Genomic DNA, 14,362 nt, shown 5'->3' with positions numbered 1-14,362 from the left:
AGCCGGTCAATCCAGCCAGGCCGCAGCCTCAGCGGCCCAGTAGCTGAGGATCAGGTCCGCACCGGCACGGCGAATCGAGGTGAGCACCTCGAGAACGGTGCGCTCCCGGTCGAGCCATCCGTTCGCGGCGGCCGCCTCGACCATCGCGTACTCACCGGAGATGTTGTACGCCGCAACCGGAACCGGCGAAATGTCCGCGGCCGCCTTTACGACGTCCAAATAGGACAGTGCGGGCTTGACCATGATCAGGTCGGCCCCCTCGCCGAGATCGAGTTCGATCTCGCGCAACGCCTCCCGCCCGTTGCCGGGGTCCTGCTGGTAGGTCTTGCGATCGCCCTTCAGCTGCGAATCGACCGCCTCGCGGAACGGGCCGAAGAACGCGCTGGCGTATTTCGTCGCGTAGGCGAGGATCGCGGTCTCGCTGTGCCCGACCTCGTCCAGCGCCCGGCGGATCACCCCGACCTGGCCGTCCATCATGCCGCTCGGCCCGAGCATGTGCGCGCCCGCTTCCGCCTGCGCCACCGCCATTTCCGCATACACCCGCAAGGTGGCGTCGTTGTCCACCGCACCGTCCGCGTCGAGCACACCGCAGTGCCCGTGGTCGGTGAACTCGTCGAGGCAGGTGTCGGCCATCAGCACGGTCGCGTCGCCGAGCTCACTGCGCAGATCACGAAGGGCGACGTTGAGGATGCCCTTTTCGTCGATCGCCCCGGAACCTTCGGCGTCGCGCGTGGCGGGGATGCCGAACAGCATCAACCCGCCGACGCCCGCGTTGACGGCCTCGACCGCAGCCTTCCGCAGGGTGTCCCTGGTGTGCTGCACAACCCCGGGCATACTGCTGATCGGCCGCGGGGCTTGCGCCCCCTCGGCGACGAACATGGGCAGGATCAACTGCCGGGGGCGAAGTGTCGTCTCGCTGACCAGCCTGCGCATGGCCGGCGTGGTACGGAGCCTGCGGGGTCGTTGCTCAGGGAACACGCCGACCACGGTACCCCGCAGGCGAGTGGCGACCGAACTTCGGTGGTGCACCGGTGCCGCACTCCACCAGCACGAAGAGGCCCCCTTTCCGCCAGTGCCGGAAAGGGGGCCTCGAAGCGGCAGACCTCAGCTGCGGCGGGTCCGCTTGGCCTTGCGCGGCGGCGGCAGCGCACCTTCGGCACGCAGCCGGGCGGCGTGCTCGGCCAGCGCGTCCACCAGGTTCGGCACGTCGGCCTTCTCCGGCTGGACATCCACCCGAAGGCCGAATTCCACGGCGGTCTCCGCGGTCTTCGGGCCGATGCACGCGACCAGGGTGCGGGCGTGCGGCTTGCCGGCTATCCCGACCAGGTTGCGGACCGTCGAGGACGAGGTGAAGCAGACCGCGTCGAAGCCACCGGTCTTGATCATCTCGCGGGTCTCGGCAGGCGGCGGGGCGGCACGGACGGTGCGGTAGGCCGTCACGTCGTCGACCTCCCAGCCCCGTTCGACCAGACCGGCCGACAGGGTCTCGGTGGCGATGTCGGCGCGCGGCAGCAGCACGCGGTTCACCGGGTCGAGCACGTCGTCGTAGGGCGGGAACTCGGCCAACAGGCCCTCACTCGACTGCTCGCCCTGCGGCACCAGCTCCGGGATGATGCCGAACGAGCGCACCTTGTCCGCGGTCGCCTCGCCGACGCAGGCGATCTTCACGCCGGAGAAGGCCCGTGCGTCGAGGCCGAACTCCTCGAACTTCTCCCACACCGCGCGCACCGCGTTCGTGGAGGTGAACACGATCCACTGGTAGCGGCCGTCGACGAGGCCCTTGACCGAGCGCTCCATCTGCGCCGGGCTCCGCGGCGGCTCGACCGAGATCGTCGGCACCTCGTGCGAGGTCGCGCCGTGGCCGCGCAGCCGCTCGGCCATCTCGCCAGCCTGTTCCTTGGTGCGCGGCACCAGGACCTTCCAGCCGTACAGCGAGCGCGACTCCCACCAGGACAGCTTCGAGCGGTGTCCGGCGGCCTGGCCGACGGACACCACGAGCGGGCCGACCAGCTCGCCCGCGTCGTTGGCCACCGACGCCAGCGTGGTGTCCAGCGTGCGCTGGGTGTTGATGGTGCCGTTGGCGGTCACCGCGACCGGAGTGGAGGGCGGCAGGCCCTTCTCGGTGAGCTGGCTGGCCGCCTCGGCCAGGTGCGCCGAGGTGGCGTGCAGCACGAGCGGACCGGACGCGGCAGCCAGCGAACCCCAGTCGACGTCACCTCGGACGTCGACCTCGGTGTAGGTGCCGCCGAGCGCGACGCCCGCGTACGCAGGCACTGCGGTGCCCGGCGATACGCCCGGGATCACGTCGAATACGGCGGAGGTGCGGGCAACGGCCTGCACCTCGGCCACCACGGCCGGGCTGGTCAGCGGGTCACCTGCGATCAGGCGCAGCGCGAGCCTGCCTGCCTTGGCCTCGGCGGTCAGGTCCTTGGCCACGTCGGCCGGTTCGCCGACGGCGGGCCGGACCTCGGCGCCGGGCGCGGCGAGTGCGAGCACGGCGGCGGGCACGTCCGGATCGGTCACCACGACCTCGGCCTTGGCCAGCAGTTCCTTGGCGCGGACGGTGAGCAGCCCGGCGTCACCGGGGCCCGAGCCCACGAAGGCAACGCGCCCTGCGGTCTTGCGAGCGGGGGTCATTTCTGGTGTTTCTCCTCTTGGGCGGCCGGCCACCGGGTCGGCCGCGGGTGTCGGGCAGGTCGTTCGGGTCGGTGACGTCCGCGCGTCACTGTGCGGGGCCGGACAGTGCACCGGCCCCGAGGTCGAGCAGTTCGGCGGCCAGTGCCCTGCCGAGCTGTTCGGCTTCGGCGAGATCGCCCTGTGCGGACGCGCGCACCATGTCGATCCCGCCGTTCTCGTCCTCGACGGCCGCGGTGCCGCGCAACGAGATACGTTCGATCACCGCGCCCTCGGCGTCGAGGTCCTCGACGATCTCGGCGAGTGCCCCCACCGGGGCACTGCACCCCGCCTCGAGCGCGGCGAGCAGGGCCCGCTCGGCCGTCACCGCGACCCGCGTGCCCTCGTCGTCCACAGTGGACGCGAGCAGGTGCTCGACGTCCACATCGGCGGCCCGGCACTCCAGCGCCAGCGCCCCCTGCGCGGGGGAAGGCAGCATCTGGATCGGGTCGAGGGTCTCGGTGATCTCCCCGACCCGGCCGGTCCGGGCCAGTCCGGCACGCGCGAGCACGACGGCATCCAGCTCACCATCGGTCACCTTGCGCATGCGGGTATCGATATTGCCCCTGATCGGCACGATTTCCAAACCGAGCCCCAGTGCGCGCAGCTGCGCCATCCGCCGGGCGGCCCCGGTGCCGACCTTCGAACCGGGCGGCAGCTCGCCGAGAGTGAGGCCGTCACGGGCGATCAACGCGTCCCGCGGATCCTCCCGTACCGGCACCGCGGCCAGCACGAGACCGGGCTCGGCCGCGGTGGGCAGATCCTTGTACGAGTGCACCGCCACGTCAATTTCCTTGCGCAGCAAGGCCTCCCGCAGCGCGGAGGTGAAAACGCCGACGCCGATCTGCGCGATCGGGGCGCTCGAGAGGTCCCCGGGAGTGGTCACGGTGACGATCTCGATCTCGACGCCGGTGGCGCGCAGCACGTCGGCGACGGTTCCGGTCTGCGCGAGGGCCAGTTTGCTGCCTCGCGTGCCGATGCGAATGACTCTGGTCACTTAGGGCTTCTTCTCGGTTTCCGGGGATGCGGGTGGTGCGGTGGGGCTGGCCACCGCGGCGGGTGCCTGCGGGTCCAGGCAGAACAGCTCCCGCAACGCGTTGGCGTAGTCGGTGTCGGCCGTCTCCGCGGCCAGCTGCTTGACGCGCACGGTAGGTGCGTGCAGCAGCTTGTCGACCACCCGGCGCACCGTGCGGCCGACCTCTTCGCGCACCTGGCTGTCGAGTTCCGGCAACCGGTGGTCAAGCCGCAGCAACTCTCCGTCGACCACCTCGGCCGCGCGGCGGCGCAGCGCAGTGACGGTGGGCGTGACCTCGGCGCTGCGCTGCCCGGCGAGGTACTCGCGCACCTCGTCGAGCACGATGCCGTTCGCCTTGGCCCGCTGCCGATCGGTGGTCGGCGCGCCGGACTCGCGCATCCGGCGCTGGATCGTCTCCAGGTCGACCACGGTCACCCCGGCCAGCCGGGCGACCTCGACGTCGACGTCCTTCGGCAGTCCGAGGTCGCACACGACCAGCGGGCGCCCGTCCCGCGGCGGCACATGCGCCGGCCGGAACACCGCGTCCTGCGCGCCGGTGCACGACACCACCACGTCGGCTTCGGCCACCGCGGTGGCCAGCTCGGACAGCGGCACGGACCGCGCGGGCACGCCCTGTTCGGAGACCTTCGCCGCGAGCCGGGAAGCGTTGGCGTCGGTGCGGTTGGCCACGGTGATCCGGCCGATGCCCGCCTTGCCCAGCTGCGAAGCGCTGAGCGCACCCATCGAACCGGCGCCGACGATCAGCGCGTGCTTGCCCGCGAGGTCCCCCGCGGCGCCGAGCGCCTCGGACACCACGGACGCGCCGAGCTGGTCGAGCCCGGTCTCGGTGTGCACCCGCTTACCGACGCGCAGTGTGGTCTGGATCAGCTCGTGCAGCGCGCGTCCGACGGTGCCGGCCTCGCGCGCGGTGGCGTACGCGGCACGGACCTGGCCGAGGATCTGCGTCTCGCCGACCACCATCGAGTCGAGCCCGGAAGCCACCGAGAACAGGTGCTCGACGGCCGCGCCCGCGTAGTGCACGTACAGGCTGTCGTACAACTCGGACGGCTCCATCCCGGCCTTGCGGGAGAGCACCTCCGAGACGTCGTTGACGCCGCCGTGGAACGTCTCGACCACGGCGTAGACCTCGATGCGGTTGCACGTCGAGACGAGCATGACCTCGCTGACGTGCTCCGCCTGCTGCAGTTCGTGGAGCACCTTGGTCAGCTCGCCGGCAGGCACCGTGGCCCGTTCGAGCGTGCCAAGATCCGCACTGCGATGGGAGAGCCCGACCGCCAACACGCTCATCAGCGCACCACCATTCCGAGACCGCCGTCCGTTCCGGCGCCGTTTCGTCCGTCGCCCTTAGTGCCATTGTCGATCGGCAGGCCTGCATCCGGTAACCCGGGATTTCCCTGGTTTCCCAGTGCGTCATCGGCGCGGCGAGCCACATGGAAGGAAAGGATCTGCAGCTCGACGGCCAGGTCGACCTTGCGAACCTCGACGTGTGCCGGTACCCGGAGCACCACCGGCGCGAAGTTCAGGATGCACTGGACACCGCCTGCCACCAGCCTGTCGCACACCGACTGCGCAGCGGTAGGAGGTGTGGCGATGATCCCCACCGAAATCTCCCGTTCGGAGCAGACCGGTGGGATGTCCTCCAGGTGCGAGACCGGGATGCCCCCTACCGGAACCCCGATCAGGTCCGGATCGGTGTCGAACAGCGCCTCGACCGGGAAGCCCCGGCCGGGGAAGCCGCCGTAGTTGGCGAGTGCGTGCCCGAGATTGCCGATCCCGACCACGGCGACCCGATGCTGGCGGGTGAGGCCGAGGATGCGTTCGATCTGGCTGACCAGCACCTGCACCTCGTAGCCGACGCCGCGAGTGCCGTACGACCCGACGTAGGAAAGGTCCTTGCGCAGCTTCGCCGAGTTGACCCCGGCGGCGGCGGAAAGCTCCTCGCTGGAAACGGTGGTCGCACCCTGCTCGGCCATCCCGGACAGCACCCGCAGGTAGACGGCCAGCCGAGCGACCGCGGCCTCGGGAATCTGCTTGGCCCGCACGACGGTGTCCTCGACCCCGGAAACAGCAGGCATCTCCGCAGTGGGCGCATTGTCGGCATCGGGAGCACCCCGCCCAGCAGCCCGCCGCCTACTCCCGGCCGACGCGGACCCCCCGGCACCCGCGGACCCACTACGGGCGGTCGCAGCACCGGCGGACGCACTACGAGCAGTCGCCCGAGAGGCCCTGCCGGTACGACTGCCGCCGCGGCCGTTGCCCTCGCCAGAACTGGCGTCGTTACCACTCCCGGAACCAGCCGCGCCATCGCCAGCCGCGCCATCGCCAGCCATGCCATCGCCAGCCATGCCATCGCCAGCCGCGCCGTTGCCGACCGCGCCATCGCCAGCCATGCCATCGCCAGCCATGCCCTTGCCGCCGACGACCACCGAGCGGCCAGAGCTGCTGCTGTTGTTGCCGATGCTGTTGTTGCCGGTGATGCCACCGGAGCCGGACCTGTTGCCGGAGCCGGACCTGCCGGCGGAACCAGCCGCTGAACCAACAGCGCCGTCGCCGACGCCAGACCCGTTAAGAACCGCCGAACCGCCAGCGCCGTTACCGGAACCGTTGCCAGCAGCCCGACCACGACCGACCGCACGACCGTCACCACTGGCACGACCAACATCACCACTCGCCGCGCGACCGTCACCACTGGCACGACCAACATCACCACTCGCCGCGCGACCGTCACCACTGGCACGACCAACATCACCACTCGCGGCACGACCGTCACCACTGGCACGACCAACATCACCACTCGCGGCACGACCGTCACCACTGGCACGACCAACATCACCACTCGCGGCACGACCGTCACCACTCGCACGACCAACGCCACCACTCGCGGCACGACCGTCACCACTCGCACGACCAACATCACCACTCGCGCCGTGGCCGGAGCCGGTGGCGGAGGAGGTGGCGGAGGAGGTGGCGGTGGTCCTGCTGGTTCCGGTGGGCGGCCTGCTGTCGGTGCTGCGTCCGGGGCCTGCCGGCGGCCGGCCGTTGCTGTCGGCGGCCTGGCCGTTTTCGGTCTCGGGGGCGGCGTTCTCGGTCGCTGCGGCGGCGCGGCGGTTTCCGGCTGCGTGCCTGCCGCCGGTGCGGCGACGGGACGGGCGTGACCCCGGAACGTCACCTTCCGTGCCCGCGGACTCACCGCGGGGTGATTTGGCCGGCGGTTCGGCACCGCTGCGCCCACCCCGCTGTGTCACCACGCTGGCCACTCCTCAGTCCGGCTGTGCACGTCCGTTCCCACGTCCCCCGGGTGGCGGGAAACCGGCTCTTGACCCCGCGGCTTCCGTCCGGTTCAATGCCGGGCCTCACGGGGACGACCCCGACCACGGTAGTCCACTTGTGAACGCAGGCACAAAGTCACTGGTCACCGCCATGTCCCCGGCGCACCGGCCGCCGCGGACCGGACTTCCACCCGGCGCGCGCCCCGGCAGCGCAACCGGCACAATCCTTTCCCTGTCCCCGTTTCCGCACACCCGGCTCAGGAGAACGATGACGCACTGGATCTGGTACGTGATCGCACCACTGGTCATCATCGGATGCGCGCTCTTCTACCTGCGCCGCTACCAGCGGAACAAGGCCTCCGCCACGGCCTACGCCACCGAACGCGGCTGGACCTACACCGAACACGACCAGGACCTGCTCGACCGCTGCCACGGCGCCCCGTTCGACGGCCGCGGCCGCCGTCGTCGCGCCTGGCACGCAGTGCGCGGACAGCACGGACCGTTCGAAGCGCTGTCGTTCGAGTACAGCGAGGTCAGGGGCCGCAACAACCGCAACAACCAGTACGCCCGCCGGGAGTTCCGGCAGCTCACCTCGCTGCAACTGCCGTTCCCCGCGCACGAGATCTACGCGTCCCCGCGCGGCCGGATCGGCCGGTTCGCCAACCAGGCCGGCCTCACCGGCTCCGGCACCGGCAACCCGGACATCGACCGCGAGTGGTCCACCCACGGCCTGATCTCCCCACCGGTCCAAGAGTGGCTCGCCAACCACCGCCGCCCGTTCCGCGTGAGCGCAGGCCGCCTGGAAACCTGGCACAGCGGCCGCTTCGACCCAACCCGAATCGACCCCGCGCTGGCAGACCTGGAAGACCTCGCCGCCCGGCTGGCCCGCTGACCGCGCAGCGCCCCTTACCCGCCCGGTTCCCTCAGGCGCTGCTGCCCACGTGCAGTCAGTCCGGCAATCCTCGACCCGGATGTCCAGGCCTCGACCGCAGCACCCTCCCCGCAGGGCCTTCGTTGCCCACGGCGAGTGCATACCGCCCGTCGAGCACGCGAGTGAACGGAATCGCCAACGAGACCATCAGCTAGCCGCCGGCACCTGACCGGCCACGCACATTTCCCAGGAGAACTCGGTGAACGAATGGCTCCTCAGCGCACTTTCCGTTGTCGTGGTCGGGGGGTATGGCCTCTGGTACCTGCGCAGCTACCGTAAGCGACGCGACAAGTACGCAGCCGCTGCGGCCGAACAGGGTTGGGCCTATACCCAGCGGGATCGCGATCTCCTCGGACGGTGCCACGGCTACCCGTTTCTCGAGGGCCGCCGTCCACGAGCCTGGCATGCGATCACCGGACAGGACGGGCGTCGGGAATTTCTGTCGTTCGAATACAGTGACGTCATCGGAGGCACTACCTCCGATGACGCCGGTCGCGCGGAGCGTTATTTCACCCAGGTCTTCGCGCTCAAGGTGCCGGACGGCACGCGCAGTCTGGCTGTGCAGCCGCGTGGCGTGCTCGGGAAGCTCGGCGGTGGTCTCGGTTTCCGGGGTGGCACCATCGGCGATCCGGACTTCGACCGGCGGTGGACCGTGGACGGATCGCCCGGCGACGTCACCCCGGCCGTCCGGGACTGGCTGGCCAGGCATCGCAGGCCGTTCCGCCGCACCGCGGGTGAGCTGTGGATCTGGGTCGACGGCCGGATGGACGTCGGCCGCATCGCGCCGGCGCTCGGGGATCTGCACGAACTCGCCGACGCGCTCGGCAAGCGGTTGCCCCCGCCGTCCCCCGGCTGACGACGCCCTCACCGGGCGGTGAACGACACCGAATGCCATCCGCTTGCGCCGTCCGGAACAGGGTCGGCCGGATGGTCGGTCTGCGTGTAGCCGGACTGGTCGGTGGCGCGCACGGTGATCGTGTGACTGCCGGACCGGGCGGGGACCTCGGCCCACCACATCCGCCAGGTGTCCTTGTTCACCTCGGCCGACAGCGCAGCCTGCTGCCACCTGCCCTGGTCCACGCGGACCTCCACCTTCGCGATGCCGATGTGCTGTGCCCACGCCGTGCCCGCGACCCGCACCGTGCCCGCGGGTACCGAGGTTCCCGAGGCAGGCGTGTCGATCCTGGATTCGGTCTTGATCGGGGCCTGTTCGGCCCAGCCGCGTTGCAGCCAGTACGACTGGCGCTCGTCCCAGGTGGTGAATTCCAGGTCGGTGACCCATTTCGTGGCCGAGACGTAGCCGTACAGGCCGGGGATCACGATCCGGGCCGGGAATCCGTGCTCGACCGGCAACGGCTCGCCGTTCATGCCGATCGCCAGCATCGCACCGCGCTGCGGATCGAGTGCGACGTTCGCCGGGGTACCGCAGGTGAAGCCGTCGACGCTGGTGGCGTACATCTGCTGGGCACCGCGGCGCACCCCCGCCTCGTCCAGCAGGTCCACCAGGTCGATGCCGATGAAGTTCGCGGTGGAGATCAGGTCGCCGCCGACCTCGTTGGACACGCAGGCGAGCGTGACCGTCCGTTCGACCAGCGGGCGGTTGCGGACGTCGGAGTAGGAGAGCGTGATCTCGCGCTCGACCATGCCGTGGATCTTCAGCTGCCATTCCTCCGCCCGCACCTGCGGCACGACGAACGCGGTGTCGATCCGGTAGAAGTCCGGGTTCGGCGTGATGAACGGCGGGGACCCCAGTTTCACGAAATCCGCGTCCGGCGGCAGCGGCGGGGCCTTGCGCGCGGCAACCAGCGGTCCGACCGCGGCCCGCGATCCGGCGGCACTGCCGCGGCCGGCCACGACCTCGCCGACGATCGCCGCGACCCCGGCACCCGCCGCGACGCCCGCTCCACGCTGCAGTACCTGCCGTCGCGTCAGACCGGCCCCCGACCCGGCGTCCGGCGCCAACGCGCGCCGGTGCAGCCAGCCGAAGACCATCAGCGACGCGGCCGTCGCGAGCACCGGCGCCAGCAGCGCCAGCTGCCCGACATCAGTGCGCTGGTAGACCGCGACGATCCCGGCAACGCCGAGCACCCCGACGAGCACCTGGCCCGGCAACGGACGGCTCCGCGACAGCTGCCCGGCCAGCACGGCGAACCCGACCAGCAGCACGGCAAGGCCGATCTTCAGCACGGTCTTGTCGGCCGTCCCGAGGGTCTGCTCCGCCCACACCACCACCGGATGCGGGCTGTGCGCGATGACGAAGTCGGCGACCGCGACGAACGCGGACGCCTGATACCCGACGAACGCCGCCACCAGATGTCCCGCCCCGAGTGCGGTGATCAACGCGACCAGGCCGAGGAACGTCGCCATGGCCAGTGACAATCGAGCCGGTGCCGCGGGCGGGGCAGTCTTCAACGCACTCACCCCACCATCTTCGGCGGACCGGCCCACCGCGGTGCACTGTGGACGATTACGGCTTGCTTACCGCTGCGGCGAGCGCACGGCGCAGCCGGTCTTCCTCCACCCGCCAGTAGCCGTGCGCCACGTCGTCGACGAGGATCACCGGCACCTGGTCTCCGTATTCGGCACGCCATTCCGGATCGCTGTCCACGTCCGCGGTCTCCCACGGCACACCCAGCTCACCGCAGATCCGCGCGACATCGGCTTCGGCCACCTCACAGAGGTGACATCCGGCGCGGCTCATCACCGTTACCTTGGCCACCACCACAGCCTAGGCCTCACCGCAGCTTGAGCCGCCGCAGCTTCCCGGTCGCCGAATGCGGCAACGTCTCGGCGAACTCCACGGTGTGCGGCACCTTGTACCCGGCCAGATGTGCCACGCACTGGTCCGCGACCTGCTGGTGGGACAGCGCCGCCCCGTCCGCGGGTACCACGACCGCCTTCACCGCCTCGCCGCTGCGCTCGTCGACGACCCCGACCACGGCGACCTCGGCCACCTCCGGCAGCTGCGAGATCACCTCTTCGACCTCGTGCGGGAACACGTTGAAGCCGTTGACGATGATCAGGTCGTTGGCGCGGTCGACCAGGTGCAGATCGCCGTCCGAGTCGAGGTAGCCGACGTCGCCGGTGCGGAACCAGCCCTCCTCGTCCGGGCCGTGCGCACCGTCGGGCCAGTATCCGGAGAACAGGTTCGCGCCGCGGATCGACACCAGGCCGGTTTCGCCGCCTGCCTCGAAGACGTCGTCCACCTCGTCCGGGTCCAGGCCGACCTCGTCGCTGGTGCCGTCGCTGGCCACCAGCCGCAGTTCCACGCCGGGTAGCGGGCGGCCGACGGAACCCGGCTTCGGGTACCCGGTGACCAGCGTCGACGTGACCACCGGTGCGCTTTCGGTGAGCCCGTAACCCTCGTACACGTCGAGGCCGGTCGCTTCGCGGATCGCCGTGAGCACCTTCGGGTGCAGCGGCGCGGCTCCGGACGTCATCCGCCGCACGGTGCCGAGACCGCGCCGCAGCTCGTCCGGGCCGAGTGCGGCGAACTCGTTGTACATGGTGGGCACGCCGGCAATCGCCGTGACGCCGTGTTCGAGGCAGTCCTCCAGCGTGCGCCGCGGCTCGAACCGTTCGGACAGCACCAGCGACGCACCCTGTGCGGTGGCCAGCAGCAGCCCTGGACCGAGACCGTAGACGTGGAACAGCGGGATCGAGATCAGCAACCGGTCGTCGGCTTCGAGCAGCCCGTCCACCTGGGCCAGCTGGTCGAGGTTCGCCAGCAGCGCGCGGTGCGAGAGCTGCACGCCACGCGGCGGCCCGGTCGTGCCGGAGGTGTAGGAGATGACCGCGATGTCCTCGCCGCGACGACCCGCGTCCACCGGGTCACCTTCGCCGTCCGCACGGGGCGGCAGCGCGGTGATGCCTTCCGGCAAGTCCGCCTCGGCTTCGCGCTGCAGCACGAACCGCGTGCCGCTGTGGGCCAGCAACGGGTGCAGCTCGGGGACCGGCGCCTGGGGAGACAACGGCACCGCGATCCCGCCGGCACGCAGCACGGCGAACAGCGCCAGCGCGAAGTCGGCGGAGGTCGGGAGCCGCAACGCGACCCGGTCGCCGGGTGCGAGCCCGGCCTCGACCAGCCGGCGGGCCTGCGCGTGCGCTGCTTCGTCGAGTTCCTGCCAGGTCAGCGTGGTACCGGTGCCGGTCTCGGTGATCGCCGTGCGGTCCGGACACCGAGCGGCCGCGTCGGCGAGCAGTCCGGCGACACCGTGTGCGGTGCTGATCCGGTCCACCCCCACCCCTCTCCTACGGTTGCGGATTCGTCGTGTTGTCACCCGTCATGGGGATGCCGCGTGATCGTCGCACCTCCACCACCCCGGGACACTACCTACTTCGCGGTAACAACACGTATGCTGCACTGCGTCGCCGGGTGGCGTTGATCACTACCGGGTGACCTGAGCAAGGGAGTTGTCGTGCCGAAACTGCCGGTCCACGAGGGCGTGGAACACGCGGTGCGGTCCGCTCCTGCGCACTCGCGGTCCGGCAGGCAGCCCCGCCCGTACCACCGCGCCGCCGCACCCGGGACCGCCGGAGGTGTTGCCCGATGACCCGCCCCGCCACGCTCCCGGCCACCCACCGCGGTCCGGTCACGATGTTCGCCGAACGCGTGTTCGGCACGCCCGTGCCCGCCGTCCCGCTGGCCCGCCCTGCCGACGAACCGGACGCGGCCGAGGCCGCGAAGGCCGAGGCCTGGGAGCTGGTGCGCTCCGCGCAGGAAGGCGACTCCTCGGCGTTCGGGCAGCTGTACGACCGGTACGTGGACGTCGTGTATCGGTACGCACTGTTCCGGCTGGGCGATCGCGACCTGGCCGAGGACGTCACGAGCGAGACGTTCCTGCGCGCGCTGCGCCGGATCACGTCGGTGAGTTACCAGGGCCGCGACGTCGGCGCGTGGTTCGTCACGATCGCCCGCAACCTGATCCTGGACCACGTGAAATCCAGCCGCTTCCGGCTCGAGGTCGTGACCGGCGAGGTCGCCGAGCCCGGCAGCCCGGCCGCCACGGTGGGCCCGGCCGCGCAGGTGGGCCCGGAACAGCAGGCCATCGCGGGCGCCACCCGTGCCGAACTGCTGCGCTGCGTTGCCGAACTCGGCGAGGACCAGCGCGAATGCATTGTGCTGCGGTTCCTGCAGGGCCTGTCGGTTGCCGAAACGGCCCGCGTGATGCACCGCAACGAAGGCGCGATCAAGGCCTTGCAGCATCGCGCCGTGCGCCGGCTGGCCCAGCTGCTGCCCACCGGGCTGCGCTGACCCGCGGATTCCGGACAGGGCGTAACTTCACCGCCTTCTTAATCGTTTCTCCACGCAGACCGGCGGTCAGGGCCGGCGCAGTGGGAGACGGAGCAGCACGGTGGGCGTGCCCGGACGGTTTTCGCGGGAGCGGGCCGAGAATGAGCGGTTCGACCGCGCACTCGGCACCGCGGCGACCCGATCGGACGAGGAGTTCGCCGAGGAGCTCGCGGTGGTCGGTGCGCTGCGCGAGCTGGGTGCGGCCGGCGCGCCGGATCCGGCCACCCGCGCGCGGATCCGTGCCGAGATCGAGGGACGGCTCGGCGAGCCGCTGCCACGTCGGCGGTGGCGGCCGCGGACGGCGGACCTGGTCGCGGCCGGGATCGCGCTGGTGCTCGGCCTGGCCGGGCTCACCCTGCTGCTGTCGCGGAACGCACTGCCCGGTGAAGCGCTGTACCAGGTGAAACGCGCTGGTGAAGCAACCGCGCTCGGGCTGACCTTCGACGACACCGCACGGGCCGAGAAGCACCTGGAATTCGCCGCCGCCCGGGTGCGCGACCTGAGTCACCTGACCGACGCCGCACCGGGCGCCTACCGGACCGCGCTCGCCGACTTCGGCAGCGACGTCCGCGCGGGGGTCAGCGAACTCACCACGGCCGCCACGCAGAACGGTGAGCACGCCCGGCTGAGCGAGCTCGCGTCGTGGACACAGGAGCAGTCCCGGTTGCTGACCGCCGAGCAGCCGCGGATTCCGGCCGCGGCACGGGCCGACGTCACCAGCGCGCGCAGTCTGCTCGCCCAGGCCTGGAAACGGACCACCGCGCTCGGCTCCCGGTTCGACTGCTACCGGATCACCACCGGCAGCACCGACGAACTGGGCCTGCTCCCCGCGCCCGGCGCGTGCACCCGGCAACCGCCGGTTCCCGGCGGCTCGACGCCCACCAGCCCGCCACCGCCGGTCCCGTCCACGCCGGACGAGCCCTCGGCACCGGTCACCTCCCCGCCGGACCGGCCGGAGCTGGCCGTCACGAGCCACCCGACCCCGACCGGCACCACCCCGGCGACCAGCCCGCCGTCCTCGGCCGTCCCCCCGCCGATCACCGCGCCGACCTCGCCCCGGCTGCCGACGCCGACCAGGCCACGGCCACCCGTCGTCTCGCTCCCGCCGGTGCTGCCGGGGCTGCCCCCGATCGTGATCGGCTGAGGACCCCTGATCCGCA

General features: G+C 71.1%; 12 protein-coding genes. 4 read left to right on the top strand and 8 right to left on the bottom strand.

The annotated features are described in order from the left end of the window. Positions 1–6: 6 nt before the first annotated feature. From hemB to ABD793_RS20210, 5 genes are all read right to left on the bottom strand, one after another. Positions 7–978, bottom strand: coding sequence for a porphobilinogen synthase (hemB, locus tag ABD793_RS20230; protein WP_344862174.1), 972 nt, complete (start codon positions 976–978; stop codon positions 7–9). A 126-nt stretch (positions 979–1,104) separates the two neighbouring features. Beyond that, complete coding sequence (locus tag ABD793_RS20225; protein ID WP_344862172.1) at positions 1,105–2,637, bottom strand: bifunctional uroporphyrinogen-III C-methyltransferase/uroporphyrinogen-III synthase; 1,533 nt, start codon at positions 2,635–2,637, stop codon at positions 1,105–1,107. Positions 2,638–2,722: 85 nt separating this feature from the next. After that, on the bottom strand, positions 2,723–3,670 hold the full coding sequence (gene hemC, locus ABD793_RS20220) for a hydroxymethylbilane synthase (protein WP_344862170.1): 948 nt from the start codon (positions 3,668–3,670) through the stop codon (positions 2,723–2,725). Beyond that, positions 3,671–4,996, bottom strand: coding sequence for a glutamyl-tRNA reductase (locus ABD793_RS20215; RefSeq protein WP_344862168.1), 1,326 nt, complete (start codon positions 4,994–4,996; stop codon positions 3,671–3,673). It abuts the gene before it with no gap. Then, positions 4,996–5,784, bottom strand: coding sequence for a redox-sensing transcriptional repressor Rex (locus ABD793_RS20210; RefSeq protein ID WP_344862166.1), 789 nt, complete (start codon positions 5,782–5,784; stop codon positions 4,996–4,998). Before ABD793_RS20210 ends, ABD793_RS20215 begins: the two co-directional genes overlap by 1 nt. Before the next feature lie 1,462 nt (positions 5,785–7,246). On the opposite strand from ABD793_RS20210, the gene ABD793_RS20205 reads away from it, so the two are divergent. Continuing rightward, entirely contained in the window at positions 7,247–7,870 is a 624-nt protein-coding gene (locus ABD793_RS20205) for a hypothetical protein (RefSeq protein ID WP_344862164.1), read from the top strand. Positions 7,871–8,108: 238 nt separating this feature from the next. After that, complete coding sequence (locus ABD793_RS20200; protein ID WP_344862162.1) at positions 8,109–8,765, top strand: hypothetical protein; 657 nt, start codon at positions 8,109–8,111, stop codon at positions 8,763–8,765. Between the two features lie 8 nt (positions 8,766–8,773). On the opposite strand, the gene ABD793_RS20195 is transcribed toward ABD793_RS20200, so the two are convergent. From ABD793_RS20195 to ABD793_RS20185, 3 genes are all read right to left on the bottom strand, one after another. Further along, positions 8,774–10,276: a molybdopterin-dependent oxidoreductase gene (locus tag ABD793_RS20195; RefSeq protein ID WP_425548729.1), complete on the bottom strand. Its 1,503-nt coding sequence runs from the start codon at positions 10,274–10,276 to the stop codon at positions 8,774–8,776. A 100-nt stretch (positions 10,277–10,376) separates the two neighbouring features. After that, positions 10,377–10,631, bottom strand: a complete 255-nt coding sequence (locus tag ABD793_RS20190) for a glutaredoxin family protein (RefSeq protein WP_344862158.1) — start codon at positions 10,629–10,631, stop codon at positions 10,377–10,379. A gap of 13 nt (positions 10,632–10,644) precedes the next feature. Continuing rightward, positions 10,645–12,153, bottom strand: coding sequence for an AMP-binding protein (locus tag ABD793_RS20185; RefSeq protein WP_344862156.1), 1,509 nt, complete (start codon positions 12,151–12,153; stop codon positions 10,645–10,647). A 305-nt stretch (positions 12,154–12,458) separates the two neighbouring features. On the opposite strand from ABD793_RS20185, the gene ABD793_RS20180 reads away from it, so the two are divergent. Further along, a complete protein-coding gene (locus ABD793_RS20180; protein ID WP_344862154.1) occupies positions 12,459–13,163 on the top strand; it encodes a sigma-70 family RNA polymerase sigma factor in 705 nt (234 codons plus the stop codon). Between the two features lie 100 nt (positions 13,164–13,263). Continuing rightward, positions 13,264–14,346 (top strand): DUF5667 domain-containing protein, encoded by a 1,083-nt coding sequence (locus ABD793_RS20175; RefSeq protein WP_344862152.1) that lies wholly within the window; start codon positions 13,264–13,266, stop codon positions 14,344–14,346. The last annotated feature ends 16 nt before the right edge of the window (positions 14,347–14,362 follow it).

The organism is Amycolatopsis ultiminotia, assembly GCF_039536925.1.
Taxonomy (GTDB): Bacteria; Actinomycetota; Actinomycetes; order Mycobacteriales; family Pseudonocardiaceae; genus Amycolatopsis; species Amycolatopsis ultiminotia.
This window is presented reverse-complemented; position numbering and strand designations above follow the sequence as displayed.